The sequence below is a fragment of the Clostridiales bacterium genome (assembly GCA_015243575.1).
Taxonomy (GTDB): Bacteria; Bacillota; Clostridia; order Peptostreptococcales; family Anaerovoracaceae; genus Anoxybacterium; species Anoxybacterium hadale.
In genome coordinates this window covers 1,778,106-1,797,483 of record CP042469.1, presented here as the reverse complement: position 1 = coordinate 1,797,483, position 19,378 = coordinate 1,778,106, and the positions used below count along the sequence as shown (strand labels likewise).

General features: G+C 42.7%; 20 protein-coding genes. 15 read left to right on the top strand and 5 right to left on the bottom strand.

The genetic code is table 11. The annotated features are described in order from the left end of the window. The first annotated feature begins 283 nt into the window (after positions 1-283). Positions 284-832 (top strand): flavin reductase family protein, encoded by a 549-nt coding sequence (locus FRZ06_07890; GenBank protein QOX65876.1) that lies wholly within the window; start codon positions 284-286, stop codon positions 830-832. A 123-nt stretch (positions 833-955) separates the two neighbouring features. On the opposite strand, the gene queF is transcribed toward FRZ06_07890, so the two are convergent. The 4 genes from queF to FRZ06_07870 all read right to left on the bottom strand — a co-directional run bounded on the left by queF (position 956) and on the right by FRZ06_07870 (position 3,768). Next, the gene (gene queF, locus FRZ06_07885; GenBank protein ID QOX63272.1) at positions 956-1,438 is read right to left on the bottom strand and encodes an NADPH-dependent 7-cyano-7-deazaguanine reductase QueF; all 483 of its coding nucleotides are present in this window, start codon (positions 1,436-1,438) and stop codon (positions 956-958) included. Positions 1,439-1,495: 57 nt separating this feature from the next. Continuing rightward, positions 1,496-1,999: a QueT transporter family protein gene (locus FRZ06_07880; GenBank protein QOX63271.1), complete on the bottom strand. Its 504-nt coding sequence runs from the start codon at positions 1,997-1,999 to the stop codon at positions 1,496-1,498. 339 nt (positions 2,000-2,338) lie between these two features. Beyond that, positions 2,339-3,079: a hypothetical protein gene (locus FRZ06_07875; protein QOX63270.1), complete on the bottom strand. Its 741-nt coding sequence runs from the start codon at positions 3,077-3,079 to the stop codon at positions 2,339-2,341. After that, positions 3,010-3,768, bottom strand: a complete 759-nt coding sequence (locus FRZ06_07870; GenBank protein QOX63269.1) for a hypothetical protein — start codon at positions 3,766-3,768, stop codon at positions 3,010-3,012. Before FRZ06_07870 ends, FRZ06_07875 begins: the two co-directional genes overlap by 70 nt. A gap of 257 nt (positions 3,769-4,025) precedes the next feature. Between FRZ06_07870 and namA the strand changes: the two genes are divergently transcribed. The 9 genes from namA to FRZ06_07825 all read left to right on the top strand — a co-directional run bounded on the left by namA (position 4,026) and on the right by FRZ06_07825 (position 12,143). Next, positions 4,026-5,054, top strand: coding sequence for an NADPH dehydrogenase NamA (namA, locus tag FRZ06_07865; GenBank protein ID QOX63268.1), 1,029 nt, complete (start codon positions 4,026-4,028; stop codon positions 5,052-5,054). 74 nt (positions 5,055-5,128) lie between these two features. Further along, entirely contained in the window at positions 5,129-5,746 is a 618-nt protein-coding gene (locus FRZ06_07860; GenBank protein ID QOX63267.1) for an undecaprenyl diphosphate synthase family protein, read from the top strand. Positions 5,747-5,870: 124 nt separating this feature from the next. Next, on the top strand, positions 5,871-7,124 hold the full coding sequence (locus FRZ06_07855) for a hypothetical protein (protein ID QOX63266.1): 1,254 nt from the start codon (positions 5,871-5,873) through the stop codon (positions 7,122-7,124). 31 nt (positions 7,125-7,155) lie between these two features. After that, complete coding sequence (rlmN, locus tag FRZ06_07850) at positions 7,156-8,181, top strand: 23S rRNA (adenine(2503)-C(2))-methyltransferase RlmN (GenBank protein QOX63265.1); 1,026 nt, start codon at positions 7,156-7,158, stop codon at positions 8,179-8,181. A gap of 79 nt (positions 8,182-8,260) precedes the next feature. Then, the gene (locus FRZ06_07845; protein QOX63264.1) at positions 8,261-8,680 is read left to right on the top strand and encodes an ATP-binding protein; all 420 of its coding nucleotides are present in this window, start codon (positions 8,261-8,263) and stop codon (positions 8,678-8,680) included. Between the two features lie 134 nt (positions 8,681-8,814). Beyond that, entirely contained in the window at positions 8,815-9,513 is a 699-nt protein-coding gene (locus tag FRZ06_07840; protein ID QOX63263.1) for an HAD family hydrolase, read from the top strand. A gap of 58 nt (positions 9,514-9,571) precedes the next feature. Further along, complete coding sequence (locus FRZ06_07835) at positions 9,572-10,519, top strand: DMT family transporter (protein QOX63262.1); 948 nt, start codon at positions 9,572-9,574, stop codon at positions 10,517-10,519. Next, on the top strand, positions 10,516-11,145 hold the full coding sequence (locus FRZ06_07830) for a CoA pyrophosphatase (protein QOX63261.1): 630 nt from the start codon (positions 10,516-10,518) through the stop codon (positions 11,143-11,145). The genes FRZ06_07835 and FRZ06_07830 overlap by 4 nt, the downstream gene beginning before the upstream one ends. A 218-nt stretch (positions 11,146-11,363) precedes the next feature. Beyond that, positions 11,364-12,143, top strand: coding sequence for a serine protease (locus tag FRZ06_07825; GenBank protein QOX65875.1), 780 nt, complete (start codon positions 11,364-11,366; stop codon positions 12,141-12,143). Positions 12,144-12,188: 45 nt separating this feature from the next. Here the strand turns inward: FRZ06_07825 and FRZ06_07820 are convergent, their stop codons facing one another. Then, positions 12,189-12,710, bottom strand: a complete 522-nt coding sequence (locus FRZ06_07820) for a hypothetical protein (protein QOX63260.1) — start codon at positions 12,708-12,710, stop codon at positions 12,189-12,191. A 175-nt stretch (positions 12,711-12,885) separates the two neighbouring features. On the opposite strand from FRZ06_07820, the gene FRZ06_07815 reads away from it, so the two are divergent. From FRZ06_07815 to FRZ06_07795, 5 genes are all read left to right on the top strand, one after another. Beyond that, complete coding sequence (locus tag FRZ06_07815; protein ID QOX63259.1) at positions 12,886-13,692, top strand: carbon-nitrogen hydrolase family protein; 807 nt, start codon at positions 12,886-12,888, stop codon at positions 13,690-13,692. Between the two features lie 113 nt (positions 13,693-13,805). Further along, positions 13,806-14,900: a BMP family ABC transporter substrate-binding protein gene (locus FRZ06_07810; GenBank protein QOX63258.1), complete on the top strand. Its 1,095-nt coding sequence runs from the start codon at positions 13,806-13,808 to the stop codon at positions 14,898-14,900. A 726-nt stretch (positions 14,901-15,626) separates the two neighbouring features. Beyond that, positions 15,627-17,156: an ABC transporter ATP-binding protein gene (locus tag FRZ06_07805; GenBank protein ID QOX63257.1), complete on the top strand. Its 1,530-nt coding sequence runs from the start codon at positions 15,627-15,629 to the stop codon at positions 17,154-17,156. Continuing rightward, positions 17,153-18,418, top strand: a complete 1,266-nt coding sequence (locus tag FRZ06_07800; protein ID QOX63256.1) for an ABC transporter permease — start codon at positions 17,153-17,155, stop codon at positions 18,416-18,418. Before FRZ06_07805 ends, FRZ06_07800 begins: the two co-directional genes overlap by 4 nt. Then, on the top strand, positions 18,418-19,377 hold the full coding sequence (locus FRZ06_07795; GenBank protein QOX63255.1) for an ABC transporter permease: 960 nt from the start codon (positions 18,418-18,420) through the stop codon (positions 19,375-19,377). Before FRZ06_07800 ends, FRZ06_07795 begins: the two co-directional genes overlap by 1 nt. Position 19,378 lies beyond the last annotated feature (1 nt).

The following is a 19,378-nucleotide window of genomic DNA, read 5'->3' as shown; positions in this document are numbered from 1 at the left end:
CGGACGGTTTCCGCCGGGTTCACACACAGGCACGGCGCTTTTTATTCAATTCTCCGGAGGGGACCGCTCGCTTTGCTCCGACGATCAAATTTGAAGGCAAATAGTCAGAAGCACAAAATCCTATTCCTTATGAAATCATGCAAAACAAAAAGAGAGTACGCCTTGAGGGGCATACTCTATCTATATGATAACTGAATGATAAGAAAAAGTCTATTTCTTTTTAATAATCTCATCTATAATTTCCTTAATGTTGCAACAATTATATCAACAGAAAGGAAAAAATATCATGAAAAAAAAGATCTCAAACATACCTTTTGGCCCTTATATCGCTGTCCTGGCTGGTGCAATTGTTGATGGCAAGCCAAACTACGCAACAATCGGAGCATACGGTGTTGTCAGCCAGAAACCGGTTCTCTATATTTCACTGAAAAACTCCCATTGCACGACAAAGGGAGTGTTGGAAAGCGGATTTTTTTCGGTGAATATTCCATCCTCTGATCAGGTTGAAAAAACGGATTATTGCGGCACAGTCTCGGGAAACCAAGCCGATAAGTCTCAGGTTTTCGAATCCTTCTATGACGAAGCGGGAACTGCACCCATGATCTGTGCCTGTCCGGTAAATTACCTTTGCAAAGTAACTCAAACCATCCCTATCTTTGATTTCACCATGTTCCTTGGGGAGATCGTTGCGGTCTATGCAAAGGAGGATTGTTTGTCTGGCGAAAAGCCTGACGGACTGAAAGTAGATCCAATCGTATTAATGAATCATGGATACTTTGACCTGAAGAGTCGAATCGGTACCATATTTACAGCATGCAGCGGAAATAAATAATTAAAACCATCAGCGGCTGATTGTTTCGCTGTACAGACCACTATTAAGAAACTGATTCGAATCGGAGAAGGCTCCGGAACCTCTCCGGAGCCTTCTCAAGCTTAACTGTATGCCTCTTCTGATTTACCTGTTATCGACCTTCTCAGGGTACATATCGTGCTGATACAGCCGATTTTTCGCAAGGGTCTCCCATTCGGTACCTTTTCGGCCATAATTGCAGTATGGGTCGATAGAGATCCCTCCGCGGGGGGTGAATTTCCCCCATACCTCGATATACTTGGGATCCATCAGCTTGATGAGATCCTTCATAATTATATTCATACAGTCCTCATGAAAGTCTCCATGATTTCTGAAGCTGAAAAGATATAGTTTCAAGGATTTGCTTTCCACCATCAGAACATCAGGAATATAGGAGATGTAAATGACTGCAAAATCGGGCTGTCCGGTTATGGGGCAAAGACTTGTGAATTCCGGACAATTGAATTTCACGAAGTAGTTATTGTCCTGATGCTTATTTTCAAAGGTCTCCAGTATTTCGGGAGTGTAGGAGAACTGGTAGTCAACCTTCTGATTTCCTAAAAGTGTAATCCCGTTAATCTGATTCATTCTGATTTCCTTTCATTGTTTTGAATGTCTAGTTTCTTGGGCACCGATTTATTCTAGTTAATTGGTGAGTCTTGTCAGCGGTTTTTCTAAATATTTTACGATGAAAACCCCTGTTACAGCAGGAAGAATCTGGCCTAGTCCGATGCTTATAACAAGTACTTGATAAGGCACCTGAAGCAGATAAGACAGCCAGATTGGAACCAAAAGAGTGGGGACGAGCAGAATTGGAAGGGCGACAAGATAAACGCTGATCTTTTTCATATACCAGCAGCTCCCAGCTGTAAGAATTCCTGCAATGAATCCCCCGATCATATCAGGGAGGCCAAGGCCTCCCATCAAAGTATTGCTTAAAAAGTTAGCCAGCCCCATGGGCAGAATCAAAAATGGATAAATGGCTGCCAGAGCGTAGATACTCGTGGCAATTCTAATCTGATATTGGCCGAAGGCAAAACTTTGAGTGGTAAACATTACGGCAATGTATGCCGCGATAACGATAGCGGAAATGGTAATTTGTTTTGTTGTTAAAAATTTGATTCCAGGCATAAAAAATGCTCCTTTCATTCATACATAAAAGAAGCGAAGAACCATCCGATCAAACGTTGCAAGCAGCCTGAGCACGCTACTTTATGGGCAGGGAGGCCCCCTTTGCACTCTCCATTTCATCTGATGGGAAATTGTCCCCAGATGTAAAAAAAAAGCGCTCTGAAGCGCTTGATTTTATCGGCAAATTAGCAACTCCTAGTTTTGTTTAGAGACAGGATGGATTTCGAACTGTCTTTTATTCTTTACCGGTATTCTAACACGTTTTTTGGAACTGTTCAAGGTGGAATCTTTATACGATCGCGTCAAGTTAGGACGGGAAAAATAAAGCTGGAGTTTCCCCATTGTTAAAACCTTGTATTAAATTCCCCTGAGTCCTCGTAATGCTAATGCCAGTTGAGTGCGCTTTCCTGAATTTAGAGCAGGCAGGTTATCGATTGTCTCTCCACTGACTTTTCGTATCTTTTTTCTGCATAATTTTAAGTCCAGTTCAATGGCTCTTGTCTCTCTGATTCGTTCTTGTTTCTTTCTTAGCGCCAGATCGAATAGATTACCTCCGTTTTCAGCAAAGACTCGGAGTCTTGCCATCTGATCGACTCCCTCAAGGCTCCATCCCAGCGGCCTGGAACTGAGCCGATCTGAATAGATATGGCTAATGTGCCCTTCGGCACTGCAGCCCGAATAATCCTTGGAATAGTGATACTTAATGTTTTCCCAATGATTCATGATATAGGTCTTTGCTTCTTTCACCGATTGTGCCTTTGTCTCTGTTTCTGCTGCATCCAGGATGGTTTCAAATACGACCTTTAGGTATTCTTTGTCTTCTCTTTTAAGGGCTCTCCATATTTCCCTCTCAGCGTTTTCAATATGCGCTCCTGCTGTTTTTACCGCCTTGTGCAGGTGGTATCGGTCAAGTACGAAAATACTTTTGTTGATTATGGTTGCTCCTGACTTTATCCAGCTTGCTCCATCCCCGGACAAATATATTTTTTCAATCTTATCATAGTCATAGGCGGTATCAATGTAATCTGCTACTTCGTTCCAGAGTTCTTCTGATTCCTGTACATTCCACCGAAATATCTCGGGTTCTGCAGTTTCCACCTTTCTTTTCCGACCTGTGTCCTGCCTTCATGCACATACACAAGCTTTGGTTCTGAACAGCCGCCAGCCTGAAGCGCAACGTGATCTTCGTCAGCTTCAATGTAGAGAATTGTAGGCGTTTCTTTTGATCTTGAAATTTTCACTTCGTTATTCCTGACCGGGCCTAGTTCCCTTATGGCGTTCATAACACTCTGGCTTGAAATCTGTAGTGTCTCGGCAGCTTTCCTGCCACTTCTTGCGTACGGGGTATCAATCGCTTCTTCAATCAGTCTGGATTTCAAGGCAACATCCATTTTGTCGTAGGAGTCGATTCCCATCAGTTCATCCGATAAATATCGATATTCCGTTTCGGTTTTATGCTTGTAGTACGTTCTATGATAATGAACCTCACCAAATATGGTCGCAAGGGTGTTGGGTGCAGCCTTCTCATGAACATACCAGTTCTGCTTTCGACGAGAATCTCCTTTCACAAGAGAATCCATCATTTCCAGCGCTTCCTTCGCTAGAATCGTTCCTACTTGGTCCAGTATTTTCTTAGTCTCAATTACAAATTCGGAGATATCCTTCTTTTCCATCAACATCTTTTCGAAGTTTTCCTCAAAACTCCTGATGATTAATTCTGCAATTTCAGTTATACTATTGTTCATAAGAGTGCCTCCGTTATTTGTTTTTGTGGTTATTAACATCATAACATATGAGGCCACTCTTATTTTTTTATTTCCTTTATTTTTCCCGTCCTAATTTTACACTAAGTCTTTATACAGGGAACAAATCACGATGAACCTGTGTCAAAATAATATAGACTTCCGAATTCACGAAAACACAGCGGACTTTCATAACGAAAGGAACTGTTACAGAAATAGAGATAGATTAATGTCAGAAAATTTGTTACAAACCCGCTAAACTGGCTATAATATATTAAAACGTAAAGGGGGAATGACTCATTATGAAAAAGCTCTTTACCGAGTATCAAATCAAAAACCTAACCTTCAAAAACCGGATTGTCATGCCGCCAATGTGTATGTATTGCGCACCTGAAACTGGCCTGGTTACCGATTGGCATGTGGTACACTACGGATCAAGAGCGGTAGGGGGGTCAGGCCTGATTACAGTAGAGGCAACAGGAATAGCGCCCGAAGGCAGATTGACCTCAAACGATTTGGGAATATGGGATGATTCTCATATCGAAGGCTTGTCTAGAATTGTGTCAGCTATCCACGATGGAGGCGCAATGGCAGCAATTCAGATCAATCATGGCGGAAGGAAGTGCGAAGCCAAGGGTATGCAGATTGAAGCACCCTCCCCTATTCCCTACGAGGAGGGAGGAACGGTACCAAGAGAGATGACGAAGCAGGATATTGCTAATACGGTAATGGAATTCAAAAATGCGGCAATACGGGCGGATAAAGCTGGATTTGACCTGATTCAGATCCATGCTGCGCATGGCTACCTGCTCAGTGAGTTTCTGTCTCCGCTAACCAATAAAAGGACCGATGAGTACGGTGGCAGCTATGAGAATAGGGTACGTTTCTTGGGGGAAGTTTTGGATGCGGTTCGTGAGGTATGGTCTGCTGAAAAACCGATTGAGGTTCGTATCAGTGCAGAGGATTATCAGGAGGGAGGCAATAAAGCGGAAGATCTGGCGGCAATGCTGAATCTGGTGAAGCATAAGGGAATTGACGCGGTCAATGTAAGTACCGGCGGGGTTGTTGCAGTTGTTCCGAAAACCTATCCTGGGTATCAGACCTCACATGCAGAGAAAATAAAAAGACTTACCTCCCTTCCGACTAGCTGCGGCGGATTGATTACAAAAGCAGAAGAAGCCGAGAGTATACTGCAGGAGGGAAAAGGAGAACTTGTCTATCTGGGGCGTGAGCTGCTAAGAAATCCATACTGGCCTTTTTATGCGGCACATGAGCTGAATTGTGATGTTTCTTGGCCCAAGCAGTATGAACGAGCAAAACCCAGAAAATAATATAAGAGAAATTGTGCAGAAAGGGGGTGACGTGTACCATTAGAGATATGACAGAAATCGGGGGGCAAAAGGGAATGAAATTTAAAAGAATTCCCGACCATATCGGTGTAATACCTGACGGTAACCGTAGATGGGCAGTAGGAAAAGGAATGGAAAAAAAGGATGGATACCACTATGGTGTCAGCCCTGGATTCCAACTTTATGAACTGTGCCGGGATTTGGGGGTAAAAGAACTTACTCTCTACGGGTTTACAACCGACAACACAAAGAGACCAGCCGTCCAGAAGGAAGCGTTTCAGAAGGCCTGTGTAGATGCGGTAATGGATCTTGCAGACAGGGATGCGGAGCTTCTGGTGGTGGGAAATGCTGACTCGCCTTGTTTTCCTGAAGAATTGATCCCATTTACCAATCGGGTTAAATTCGGAGAAGGCAGTATCAAAGTCAATTTTCTCGTAAACTATGGCTGGGAATGGGATTTGAATCATCAAGGCGGATTGGCATCAAAGGATATTTCCAGAATGGACTTAATTATTCGCTGGGGAGGCAGGCGCAGGCTAAGCGGCTTTCTTCCGATACAGTCTGTTTACGCCGATATGTATGTGCTGGACGAGCTGTGGCCGGACTTCGTACCAGAGCAATTTTTTAAAGCGTTGGATTGGTATCAGGTCCAGGATGTCACCTTGGGTGGCTGATGATCGGTCTGGAAGATCCGTTTGAGCATTGCACAATCGGCAGGGGGCATGGTAAGTAGATGCGGATTTGAATCAAGTATACAATATTCCTGGAAAAACATCTTTAGATTAAATTGCGTTCAATATGGTTTTGTGTTATATTGATCCAAATAAATCCATGATAAATTGGATTTTTTACATGAAACACATGGAGAAAAGGGGATATTCAGAAATGAAAAAACTTCTGATTATCGTGATTGAGGGCTGTTCATTGGAGTATATCTCCCTGGAAAGAACGCCCAATATATATCGCATTGCAAAGAACGGATTCTGTAAATGCGTAAAAGCAGCCGTTCCTACAATATACAATGTCAATCACGCATCAATACTCACAGGCAAATTTCCCTGTGAGCACAGAATAACAGGCAGTGTACTGATCAATCCGGAACAGAGAACAGGGGATTTAAATCCAAGAGAAGAGCTAAGAAAGTCCCAATATCACTTTATTGAATCACAGACTGTATTTGATTTTATGAGGAACAAAGGTGCTTCCACAGCACTCTTGTCTGCAAGAAGTGAGGTTGGAGAAAGTTTGGGAAGAAATGTAGATTTTGGAATCTGTTTGGAAAACACAAAAGACATTCTTGTAAGGTTTTTGGACATGCAGGCACCGCCGCAGCCAGGTAGTCTGGAGGCAGCGACCTGGATCTTGGAAGCATGTTACAAGCTGATTAAAAAAAATACCATAGACATGATCTACTGTACAACAAACGACTATATGATGAGAAATTTTGCACCTGACACACCGGAAGCAACTCTTCAGATGAAAAAGATCGATGATTGGCTCGGCAAAATTTATGATTTAGACCCTGATCGGGAGATTTATATCACCGGCGGCTTTGGAATCAATGGGAAACCACATTTAATCAACCTGCAAAAGAAACTTCGCAGCAAGGGATTTAACGCAATGTGTAAAACACCCCATTATGATCAACCAAGCAAGAAGGGAGCTGTGATAGAAATCGGGATGCAATTCCTCTTTCTGAATCAGGAACCCGCAGGGAGCTCTTCGGGAGCTTCGAACAGTGAAGAAGAGAGGTTGATAAAATTTCTTGAAGCGGAACCCTATATTGATATGATTAGTCCCAGGGCAGAGGCCATGAAGCGATATAACCTACCGGAGGATATGATTGGTGATTATGTTGTTTTCGCAGCAGAAGGATATACCTTTGCGGATTTTGAAGGTGAAGAACTGGAACTGGATGGTTTTCGTTCCAATGGATCCCTTCACGAGCGAGCGATACCACTGATTGCGGTCAATGCGGATGATGCACCGGAAAAATTTAGGTACAGCCGTGATATTGTAAAATTAATCATGGAAAGGTCTGCCGTAGACTAAGCTGCAACCGGATGGAGTTCACAGGAGATTTATGAAAACTGATATTAAAAGCTTGACAAAAAAAGAACTTGAATCCTATCTGGAAGGGCTTGGTGAAAAAAAGTTTCGTGCTAGGCAAATCTTCAGCTGGATCCATAAAGGCGTTGAAAGTTTTGACCAAATGACAGACTTGTCCAAGGAACTGAGAGAAAAGCTAAAAGCAGATGCAGAGTTAAACCAACTTCATATTGTAAAGGTTCAGAACTCTCAAAAGGATGGCACAAGAAAATATCTTTTTGGATTTGCTGATGGAAACTCAATTGAGAGTGTGTTCATGAAATATAAATTTGGCAACACAGTTTGTATTTCCTCTCAGGCAGGCTGTCGAATGAAATGTGGTTTCTGCGCTTCCGCGATGAATGGATTGCAGCGTAATCTCACAGCCGGAGAAATGACAGATCAGATTCTTGAAATCGAAAAAGATACCGAAGAAAAGGTCGGTAATATCGTGGTGATGGGTACAGGAGAACCCTTTGATAATTATAAAAATCTGTCTGATTTTTTAATCAATGTCCATGATAAGGATGGGCTGTTCATAGGAATGAGAAGTATCACCGTATCAACTTGCGGTCTGGTGCCTGAGATGCTTGATTTTGCAAAGGATTTTCCTCAGGTTAATTTAGCAGTTTCCCTTCACGCACCCAATGATGCTATTAGAAATAGGATCATGCCCATCAGCAGGAGGTATCCAATGGCCGAATTGCTGAAAGCATGTGTCAGCCATATCGAAATGACTGGTCGGAGAATCACTTTCGAGTATGCTCTGATCAAAGATTTGAATGACAGTGATGGCTGCGCAGAGGAACTGGCATCCAAGCTGAGGGGGATCAACTGTCATGTAAACTTGATTCCCTTAAACCGTGTTGCTGAGACAGGATTGGCTGGTTCCGAGCGGATTGAGGCTGAACGGTTCCGCCAGATTCTTGAAAGACGAAGCATACAAGCTACCGTGAGAAGAGAGCTGGGCAGCGACATTGATGCCGCCTGTGGTCAACTAAGATTAAAAAATAAAGGGTAAATGACGTTCTCGTCTTGCCCGGTCATATTACTTAGTGTATAATGAAATCAAACAAATAAATAATGAGGGGGCGATTAATGTGGTTAAGTTATTGATCGGTCATAAAGGCAGCGGTAAAACAAAGAGTATGATACAGCTGGCCAATGATCGTGTTGCAAAGAGTGAAGGCAGCGTAGTTTTTATCAATAAGAATCATAGGCTCATGTATGACTTGAAGTATAAGATCCGAGTTGTATGCATGGAGGAATATGAGCACATAACTAACAGCGATGAATATATCGGATTCCTATATGGAATTATCAGCTCAGATCATGATATAGAAGTGATTTTTATAGACAGCATATTGAAACATGCTGATGTAACAATTGCTGACCTGCCCGAATTTCTTAGACGGCTGGATGAGCTCTCCCAAAAGTACAAGATGGAGTTTGTTGTCAGCATAAGTGCGACAGCAGAAGAAATTGGAGATATTGCCCAGCAATATGAAATCCTCAATTAGTACGTTCCTAAATTATATGTTAAATCTGGCGGTGAGTTATTCACCGCCTTCTATTTTAGCATTCTGTCCTGCGCTGTAGTGTTGCTCGATAGAATCTCATCCATTTTAGATTTGAAATTCGGCGGTTAGTAATAATGAGTTCAAAAAAGAAAAAATTGATTTTATGGGACCTGGATGGTACCTTGATGCACTGTGGTGCTGACGGAACGAGAGCACTGAATGAAACCTTTCACAAGTTGTATGGAATTGAGGACGCTTTTACCAAGGCTGGAATCGGTCATGCAATGGATTCGGTCATTTTGGATCGAATCCTATCGAGTAATGGCTTGAACATGGAAGATCTTGAAAATATCAAATTACTCTATACCAAAAACCTGAAAGAAATTCTGGATCATAATGTAAATAAACGAATCTTGCCTGGAATTAAAGAGCTGCTTCAATTCCTTCAAAATAGCAATGACTGTTTCAGCGGATTATTAACGAGTAATCTTAAAAGTGGAGCGGAGATAAAACTTCAATCCGTTGGGTTATGTGATTATTTTTCAGTGGGCGGCTTCGGTGACGCATATGGAGAGAAATGGGATGCAGCAGAGGCGAGCATCATCGAAGCGGAAAAATATTTTGGAGTAAGATTTGATAAAGATAATATCTTTATCGTAGGTGACAGTATCTACGATATTCAATGCGCTAAAAAAATCGGAGTTGTCAGTATTGGCGTGGCAACGGGCTTTGCATCCTATGATATGTTGAAAAGTCAAAGTCCAGATTTTCTATATGAGGATATGAGCAAATGGCAGGAGATCGCTCTGCTTCATCAATGGATTAAGACCTAAGAATCCAAACATGCGATACTCCTGCAATTTTGTAATGATATGTTAAGTGAGGCAAAAAATGAAGAAATTAGTTTTATTCATATTAATTTCATCAGGACTTTTCAGTACGATGGAGGTTGTCCTGAAGATAGGCGGTAATCATCTGGATTCCTATCAGCTAACCATGATAAGATTCCTAATTGGAGGGGCCTTTCTTTTTCCTTTTGCTTTCCGAGAAATTAAAAAATATCACACAGTATTTACCGGAAAAGATTATCTGCACATGCTTGCAATGGGTATCGTCTGCATCTGCATCAGTATGATTTTCTTCCAATTTGGTGTTGAAAATTCCAAAGCTTCTACCGCAGCTGTCATCTTCTGTATCAACCCGATGTTTACAATGCTGTTCGCGCATTTTATGACCGAAGAAAAATTGAACAGGGTGAAGCTGGCAGCGCTTGGAATTGGATTGCTTGGGATTTTATTTATGATCAATCCACTTCATATGGATCAGGGAAATACACCTCTCGGCGTATTTTATAGTGTGGCTTCCGCTGTGACCTTTGGACTCTACAGTGCAATGGCCAGAACCAGCGTGAAGCGGCTGCGGGGATTGACGCAGACCAGCATCAGCTTTCTGATGGGAGCAGCGGTAATGTTTCCCATACTTCTTATTTTGAGAAAGCCCGTTGTAAGTGGTATTACCACCGATAATATTCTTTTGGTATTTTATATCGGTGCAATGGTGACGGGAGTCGGATATTTGTTTTATTTTCTAGCAATGGAAGTTTCAAACGCCGCGACTGCTTCAATTGTTTTTTTTATGAAGCCTGCGCTGGCACCGATCATTGCAGTCGTTGCACTTCATGAGAGTATTCGGTTCAATGGTATCATAGGAATTTTCTTGATTCTAATTGGATCCTATATCAATTTGAAAACGCAGATAGCTCATAGGAACGGTCAGAGTCTGCCGGACGATGAAGTAGAGAAAACATATGTGAATTCGGTAAAGGAAAACAAGATATGAAGAAATATACTATAGGAGATTTTGAAACGATATTTTCGAATAGAATTCCAAAATCACTGGGCGTTTATCAATATTATTCAGTGCTCGTTCCATTGGTTGAAAAGGACGGTGAGCTTCATATCCTATATGAAGTTAGGGCTGAAAGTCTGAAAAAGCAGCCCGGCGAGGTCTGCTTTCCAGGGGGTAGGATCGAAGCAGATGAAACTGCTGAAGAATGTGCCATCAGAGAAACCGCGGAGGAATTGAATATCGCCGCAGAGCATATTCATGTAATTGCTGAATTGGATTACCTTCATACATACAGCAACTTTACGCTGTATAGTTTTCTTGGGCTTATCGATTATTCTGTCATTGCCGAAATGTCCGTTAATGAAGATGAAGTCAAAGAAGTGTTTCTAGTTCCTGTTTCTTTTCTTGCAGAAAATGAGCCGGAAATCTATTATTACGACGTGATCCCCAACATTGGAGCAGATTTTCCTTATGAAAAGATCAATTTAACCAATGGTTATAATTGGAGAAAAGGGAAATCTACGGTACCAATTTACCATTTCGGCGAACGGGTGATTTGGGGGCTAACTGCACGAATTACAAAGCATTTGATGGATTTGATTACTGGAAAGGAATGAGGGGTAACCCCCTCATTTTTATATGCTGGAAAAAATTGAGGGGTTTTTTTCTCGGAAACATAATCCTATACTTTAGGACATGGGGAAGCATTATTGAATCCAATCTAGTTTAAAAGATATGCCGGATAGACGCTATTGCAGATAGGCCGGCAAAAGTGAAAACGAAAAGGAGGACAAATATGAAAAACCAATTTGTCAAAGTTACGTTAACTCTCGGAATGCTGATTGCTGTGGCAGTACCAGGCCAGGCATTTGCAGCGGAACAAAATTGCAGTTTAAGTCAAAACATCACTTCAAATACGAATCTCAGTAAAATATACAATCAATTGTCTCAAGACACGATCAGCAAAGTAAAATCAAACTATAGCCAGCTGTCTTGCGGAAAATTAGACAGCGCCCAGCTGCAGGAGTTGATAAAGCAGTACGGTAAGAACGTTTCTGTAATAACACCTTCAAAGCCAAGCACCCCTGCCACCCCAACAAAGCCAACAACCCCAGATACAACTACCCCAACTAAGCCGACGACTCCAGATACAACTACCCCTACCAAGCCGGCGGATACGGATTCAAACACTAACACAAATACCAATACCAACACCGATAATGCAGCAATAGGAGACTATGAACAGCAGGTTGTTGATTTGGTAAACAAAGAGAGAGCTGCAGCTGGTCTATCCGCTCTGAAAGTCAACACAAAACTTGCTTCAGTAGCAGAGACAAAGGCAGAGGATCTCAGAGACAAGAATTACTTCTCCCATACATCACCTACATACGGATCACCATTTGATATGATGAAACAGTTTGGAATCACATACACAGCTGCTGGCGAAAATATTGCCAAAGGTCAGAAGACACCTTCCGCAGTTATGAACGGCTGGATGAATTCCGAAGGTCATCGTGCCAACATCCTGAATTCCAGTTATACTGAAATCGGAGTTGGTTATGTAACAGACAGTAATGGAAACACATACTGGGTACAGATGTTTATCAGACCATAACCATGAGTGTTAAAAAATTAGCGGACCGCAAGGCCCGCTTTTTCCTTATTTTTTGATGTGTTTTGTTATAAAGTTAAAAAAACCGTCACTCTTTCCCTCACTGCTTTGCCGCTCGGTCTGGGATTTATAATAGCTTGCACCGTTTAATTCTGCTGTAGAGATTCCAAACAGTGATGACTTTGTTTTTGAGATCCGGGAACACCAATCGGGGTGATTCTCATTAAGAAACTGTTCGATTGTTATATGATTGACGCTGGTTATATCAGTGTTGTGTTTTTCATTCGCTTCCTCAATAAAACCGGGGTAATATTCTTTTACGTATGCTTCAATGTATTGAAAAGGGAGGCCCTTATACATTTTCTTTGAGTCTGTTTCATCTCCATGTACCGGTCCTGCAGAAAAGCCATAGCTATGTAGAACGATGAGAATTCTCTCTTGATCGACAGCGTAATGTATGGTGATATCATCTATATCTAAGCCTGTTGCGATATAACCATCAACAAGCTGAATGTGCTTATCAAGATTCAGCATTTCTATTTTTTTGTATTCTTCTGACGTGATGGCCACGATTTTCCCCTCCTTATTATTGTTATTTACTTAAATCATGATTTTCTAGAATCATTGTATCATAGATAAGCTCGATCCATAGAAATTTATGAAAGGATCAATAGATAATTTGGTAGTTTTCTTATATAATAAGACTCAAAGCCTTTCATTAGCGTTTATTCAAGGAGGAGTTGTGATGACCTTTCAATTAGCACTTTGCCAGATGATGGTAACCGATAACAAGAAGCTTAATCTCTCCAAAGCAGGTTCTATGCTGCGCCAAGCAGCTGATAAGGGGGCGGCTATGGCAGCGCTGCCAGAAATGTTTAATTGCCCTTACTCAAATAAGTATTTCCGGGAATATGCGGAAGAAGGTGAAGGTCAGACGCTGGAATTTCTATCCGATATTGCAAAGGAGCTGGGAATTTACCTTATCGGCGGATCTATCCCTGAGCTGGATGACGGAAAGGTTTACAACACAAGTTACTCTTTTAACAGGGAAGGAGAATTGATCGGAAAGCACAGAAAAATACATCTCTTCGATATTGATATCAAGGGAGGGATTCGATTTATGGAGTCGGAAACCTTATCTCCAGGAAACAAGAGCACTGTTTTTGACACTGAGTTCTGCAAGGTTGGAACTGCTATCTGCTACGATGTAAGATTCCCAGAACTCTTCAGCAGTATGACTCTGGATGGAGTCAAGCTTGTGATTTTACCGGGAGCATTTAATATGACTACAGGACCAGCTCACTGGGATCTGACTATGAGGGCAAGAGCCGTTGACAATCAGCTCTATTTTGCGGCGGTGTCTCCTGCAAGAGATTTGGCAGGATCCTATCATGCCTATGGTCATTCCTGCGTCGTCAATCCGTGGGGAGAATTTTGCGGGAAAACAGATTCAAGAGAATCAATTGTCCTTGCAGAAATTGATCCCGACTATGCAGAGGATATCAGAAGCCAGCTTCCGTTATTAAAACACAGGCGCCCTGAAATTTATTAAAAACGTTTTATTGTAACCGAATTGTAACAATTTTGTAAAAAATGCTTTTGTTATGAAGTGGGATACGTTATAATTAGGACAGATTATTTTCTATAATTCAAGGAGGAGAAAAAATGTTGAAAAGAGTATTAGCATTGATGTTAGCTTTCATACTCGTATTTGGACTTGTTGCGTGTGGTGGTGGCGGAGATAAAGAAACTACCCCCCCAGCAAAAGAAACTTATGAAATCGCTATGATTACCGATATTGGTTCCATAGACGATAAATCATTTAACCAAGGTACTTGGGAAGGTGTTGTTGCTTACGCAAAGGATAAAGGAATCACGCATAAGTACTACAAGCCCACAGAACAGAGCACAGATGCTTATCTTGCAGCGATTCAGCTTGCTGTTGAAGGCGGTGCCAAGGTAATCGTTACTCCTGGATTCCTGTTCGAAGAACCTATCTACTTAGCGCAGGATTTATATGAAGATGTTACGTTCATTCTGATTGATGGAAATCCTCATAATGCCGACTATACAGAATTCAGAACCAATGACAATGCTGTAGGTGTTGTTTTTGCTGAAGAACAGTCCGGATACCTTGCAGGATATGCGGCTGTAAAAGACGGCTATACAAAGCTTGGATTCATGGGTGGAATGGCAGTTCCGGCGGTAGTTCGTTTCGGATACGGCTTTGTTCAAGGCGCTGAGGCTGCTGCGGCAGAAATGGGAATTGCTAATATTGATATGAAATACCACTATACTGGAAACTTTGATGCATCTCCAGAAGCTCAGACTCTTGCTGCTTCCTGGTATGCAGAAGGAACTGAAGTCATCTTCGGCTGCGGCGGTTCTGTAGGAAACTCCGTTATGTCCGCTGCTGAAGCAGCAGGCGCTAAGGTGATCGGCGTAGACGTTGACCAGAGCTCTGAATCCGATACCGTTATCACTTCTGCTATGAAGGGTCTGGCTCCTGCAGTTCAGTCACTTCTTGGCGAATACTATGATGGAAAGTTCCCAGGTGGAGAATCACTCGTATATGCAGCTGACATGGACGGCGTACAGCTTCCAATGGAAACATCCAAATTCAATACCTTCTCACAGGCAGATTATGATGCAGTTTACGCAAAACTGGCTGCCAACGAAATCACATTGAAGAAGGATACCGATGTTGAAGCAGCTACAGAGCTCGGAACTAAGATCGTAAAGGTAACTGTTGTTGAATAATTCTACAGTTCACTGAAGAAACAATAAAGCAGGTGATTTTAATCACCTGCTTTTTGATCTAGTGGAGCGGAATATTAGTCGTTTATTTTTTGTGCGGAATCGGATATAATAGTTCCATACATTAAAATTCTGTGACGTTGCCTTTTTGCCCCAAGCTTGCTTGGATGGCAAAACGGACAGCAGGGAGCGAGCGAGTCGGAGTCACGTAGTGACGTTGCCTTTTTGCCCCAAGCTTGCTTGGATGGCAAAACGGACGGCAGGGAGCGAGCGAGTCGGAGTCACGTAGTGACGTTGCCTTTTTGCCCCAAGCTTGCTTGGATGGCAAAACGGACAGCAGGGAGCGAGCGAGTCGGAGTCACGCAGTGACGTTGCCTTTTTGCCCCAAGCTTGCTTGGATGGCAAAACGGACAGCAGGGAGCGAGCGAGTCGGAGTCACGCAGTGACGTTGCCTTTTTGCCCCAAGCTTGCTTGGATGGCAAAACGGACAGCAGAGAGCGAGCGAGTCGGAGTCACGCAGTGACGTTGCCTTTTTGCCCCAAGCTTGCTTGGATGGCAAAACGGACAGCAGGGAGCGAGCGAGTCGGAGTCACGCAGTGACGTTGCCTTTTTGCCCCAAGCTTGCTTGGATGGCAAAACGGACAGCAGGGAGCGAGCGAGTCGGAGTCACGTAGTGACGCAGTGACGTTGCCGCAAGGTAGAAATGCAAATTAAACAAGGAGAGAAGATATGGATTACATCATTGAAATGTTACATATCACCAAGGAATTCCCCGGTATTATTGCAAATGACGATATCACCCTCCAATTAAAAAAGGGTGAAATTCATGCATTGCTGGGTGAAAACGGAGCAGGAAAATCCACTCTTATGAGTGTTCTCTTTGGTCTTTACCAGCCGGAAAAAGGTGTGATCAAAAAGGAAGGCAAGGAAGTTAAAATTCACAATCCAAATGATGCGAATGCACTTGGCATTGGTATGGTTCACCAGCATTTTAAGCTTGTTCATAATTTTACGGTACTACAAAATATCATTTTGGGTGTAGAGACAACAAAGCATGGTTTTTTAAAGATGGACGAGGCAAGAAAGAAGGTCATTGATCTATCTGACCGTTATGGACTCATGGTTGATCCTGATGCGATTATTGAGGACATTACTGTTGGTATGCAGCAGCGAGTAGAGATTCTGAAAATGCTGTACCGGGATAACGAGATTCTAATCTTTGATGAACCTACTGCTGTCCTGACGCCTCAAGAAATTGATGAATTGATGAAGATCATGAAAAACCTTACGGATGAGGGAAAGTCAATTCTCTTTATAACGCATAAATTAAATGAGATAAAAGCAGTAGCTGATCGCTGCACGGTTCTGAGAAAAGGGAAATATATCGGCACCATAGATGTTGCAGAAACCACCAAAGAAGAAATGTCTGAAATGATGGTAGGCCGCAAGATCAGTTTTGCTGTGGAAAAAAGCGTATCAAAGCCGGAATCAGAAGTATTCACAGTCCTCAATTTGATTGTAGGTGCAAAACATGGTACGAAAAAAGCGGTCAATAACGTTTCCTTTGCTGTCAGGAAGGGTGAAATTGTTTGCATCGCTGGGATTGATGGAAACGGACAGTCAGAGCTTGTTTATGCGCTGACGGGTTTGATGCCCATCGAGAGCGGTCAAATCCTGCTAAATGGCCAGGACATTACGAAATACAGTGTCAGGAGCAGAAATAATGCAGGAATGAGCCATATCCCTGAAGACCGTCACAAAGACGGATTGGTTCTTGACTATAACTTAACAGAAAATCTGATGCTGAAAAAATATTTTACTCCAGAATTCCAAAAGAAGGGTTTCATACAGTTTGATGTCGCTGAAACCTATGCAGAGAAGTTAATCGGTGAGTTTGATATCAGAAGCGGTCAGGGAACGAAAACGGCTGTGCGTAGCATGTCTGGTGGAAACCAGCAGAAGGCAATCGTTGCAAGGGAAATCGACCTTGATCCTGAGATTCTCATTGCTGTTCAGCCCACCAGAGGATTGGATGTAGGAGCAATCGAATATATCCATAAGCAACTAGTGGCACAGCGGGATGAGGGAAAAGCAGTATTATTGGTTTCTCTCGAACTAGATGAAGTTATGAACGTAAGTGACCGTATCCTCGTGATTTATGAGGGCGAGATCGTCGGAGATCTAAATCCGGCTGATATTACTGTACAGGAGCTTGGCCTTTATATGGCTGGCTCGAAAAGAAGCGAGGTGACAGTATGAAACGATTGAAGAACTTATTGATCAGTAATGCGTTTAACAATGCATACTCTTCTATCTTTTCAATTTTGATCGGTTTGCTGTTCGGGTTTGTAGTATTGCTCTTCAGTAATCCTTCACAGGCGGTGGATGGATTTGTTATTATTTTAAAAGGCGGGTTCAGTACCGGTGCGAAAGGAATGGGTCAGGTACTGTATTTTGCCACACCGTTGATTCTGACGGGTTTGTCTGTGGGCTTTGCTTTTAAAACTGGCTTATTCAACATCGGTGCAGCAGGGCAGTTTATTATGGGCGCTTTCGCAGCAGTCTACATAGGTGCAAAATGGACCTTCCTACCAGCGCCATGGCACTGGATCGCTGCACTGGTCGGTGCGGCCTTAATCGGCGGCTTGTGGGCGCTTATTCCAGGTCTTCTAAAGGCTTACCTCAATGTCCATGAAGTAATATCGACGATTATGATGAATTATATCGGGATGTACATGGCAAATCATCTGGTGAAGCTTTATGTCTTTGACTCCAAGAAAAATTTATCCATGAACGTAGAACCTTCTGCGGTACTGCCAAAAGGCGGCATGGATTATGTATTTTATAATCATCTGGGTTCGGCAAAGGACCTTTCGACAGTTAACTGCGGTATCTGGATCGCAATCGTCATCGCAATACTTATGTACATTGTATTAAATAAAACAACCTTTGGCTATGAACTGAAAGCCTGTGGATTAAACCCGGATGCCAGCAAATATGCGGGCATAAACGAAAAGCGCAATATTGTGCTATCGATGGTAATCGCGGGTATGCTTGCAGGCCTTGGAGGAGGACTGCTCTATTTATCCGGTGCAAACGGCAGAAGGATCAAGGTTGTCGACGTACTCGCTGCAGAAGGATTCAATGGAATTCCGGTAGCCTTGCTGGGACTTTCCAATCCAATTGGAATCATTTTCTCCGCGATTTTTATCTCCTATATCACCCAAGGCGGAAACTATCTGCAGACATTGGATTTTGTCCCGGAAGTCATTGATATCATCATCGCATGTATCATTTACTTCAGTGCTTTTGCATTGATTTTCCGCTCGATTTTGCCGAGAATTATTAAATTCTCGAAAGAGAGAAAAACGAAACAAAACGCAGCTGATTCCAGAGCGACTGCCGATGCTCAGTATCAAGCGCAGGAAGACACTGCTCGTGCTGCAGATAATGGACTTGATAACGTTACTGAAACAACTGATTCTACTCAGGCAGAATCTGCAGAGGAGGGAGATCAATAATGGATATTTTATTTTTGGTGTTCCAGCAAACGATGTTTTTCTCCATCCCGCTGCTCATTGTAGCGCTGGGAGGAGTTTTTACTGAGCGAAGCGGTGTAACGAACATTGCTCTTGACGGAATGATGATCATGGGAGCTTTTACCAGCATCTTCTTTATCAATATGATGCAGGGAAGTATGAAAGGGCAGCCGCTGTTAATCATCGCAATATTGATTGCAGTCGCAACCGGGATGATCTTCTCTTTGCTGCATGCTTACGCAGCCATAAATTTGAAAGCAGATCAGATTATCAGCGGTACGGCATTGAATATGTTTGCACCAGCCTTTGCAATTTTTATCGCCAGAATGATACAGACCAACGGAGTACAGCAGATCAATTTCAACAACACGTTCCGTATTTCGTCAGTACCGATCTTGGGTGATATCCCCATTCTCGGTGGTCTATTCTTTAAGAATACTTACATCACGACTTATCTTGGATTTATAATCCTGATTCTGTCCGTGATCGTACTTTATAAAACAAAATTTGGTTTGCGTTTGCGGGCATGCGGGGAACACCCTCATTCTGCCGATTCCGTAGGGATTAGCGTCTACAAGATGCGTTATGCGGGCGTTATGATATCCGGAGGCTTAGCAGGTTTAGGAGGTTTGGTATTCGTAATTCCAACTTCCACGAATTTTAACGCCACTGTTTCTGGATACGGATTCCTGGCTCTGGCAGTAATGATCTTTGGTCAGTGGAAGCCTCTTAGAGTGCTTTTCGCGGCATTGTTCTTCGGACTGATGAAGACCATCGCATCGGCATACTCTGTGATTCCGCTGCTTGCTACCTCCAGTATTCCCAGTGATGTCTACAAAATGATACCCTTTATTGCAACCCTCATCGTACTTGCCTTCAGCTCCAAGTCTTCTCAGGCTCCAAAAGCTGTTGGTGTACCATATGACAAGGGAAGCAGATAAT

Bases quoted from the DNA above. Each gene is read 5' to 3' on its own strand.
- queF (QOX63272.1), bottom strand. From the start codon at position 1,438: ATGAATCAGATTAACGGGATTACACTTTTAGGAAATCAGAAGGTTGAC.
- FRZ06_07880 (QOX63271.1), bottom strand. From the start codon at position 1,999: ATGAAAGGAGCATTTTTTATGCCTGGAATCAAATTTTTAACAACAAAA.
- FRZ06_07870 (QOX63269.1), bottom strand. From the start codon at position 3,768: ATGATGTTAATAACCACAAAAACAAATAACGGAGGCACTCTTATGAAC.
- namA (QOX63268.1), top strand. From the start codon at position 4,026: ATGAAAAAGCTCTTTACCGAGTATCAAATCAAAAACCTAACCTTCAAA.
- FRZ06_07860 (QOX63267.1), top strand. From the start codon at position 5,129: ATGAAATTTAAAAGAATTCCCGACCATATCGGTGTAATACCTGACGGT.
- FRZ06_07855 (QOX63266.1), top strand. From the start codon at position 5,871: ATGGTTTTGTGTTATATTGATCCAAATAAATCCATGATAAATTGGATT.
- rlmN (QOX63265.1), top strand. From the start codon at position 7,156: ATGAAAACTGATATTAAAAGCTTGACAAAAAAAGAACTTGAATCCTAT.
- FRZ06_07840 (QOX63263.1), top strand. From the start codon at position 8,815: ATGAGTTCAAAAAAGAAAAAATTGATTTTATGGGACCTGGATGGTACC.
- FRZ06_07835 (QOX63262.1), top strand. From the start codon at position 9,572: ATGAAGAAATTAGTTTTATTCATATTAATTTCATCAGGACTTTTCAGT.
- FRZ06_07830 (QOX63261.1), top strand. From the start codon at position 10,516: ATGAAGAAATATACTATAGGAGATTTTGAAACGATATTTTCGAATAGA.
- FRZ06_07825 (QOX65875.1), top strand. From the start codon at position 11,364: ATGCTGATTGCTGTGGCAGTACCAGGCCAGGCATTTGCAGCGGAACAA.
- FRZ06_07815 (QOX63259.1), top strand. From the start codon at position 12,886: ATGACCTTTCAATTAGCACTTTGCCAGATGATGGTAACCGATAACAAG.
- FRZ06_07810 (QOX63258.1), top strand. From the start codon at position 13,806: ATGTTGAAAAGAGTATTAGCATTGATGTTAGCTTTCATACTCGTATTT.
- FRZ06_07805 (QOX63257.1), top strand. From the start codon at position 15,627: ATGGATTACATCATTGAAATGTTACATATCACCAAGGAATTCCCCGGT.
- FRZ06_07800 (QOX63256.1), top strand. From the start codon at position 17,153: ATGAAACGATTGAAGAACTTATTGATCAGTAATGCGTTTAACAATGCA.
- FRZ06_07795 (QOX63255.1), top strand. From the start codon at position 18,418: ATGGATATTTTATTTTTGGTGTTCCAGCAAACGATGTTTTTCTCCATC.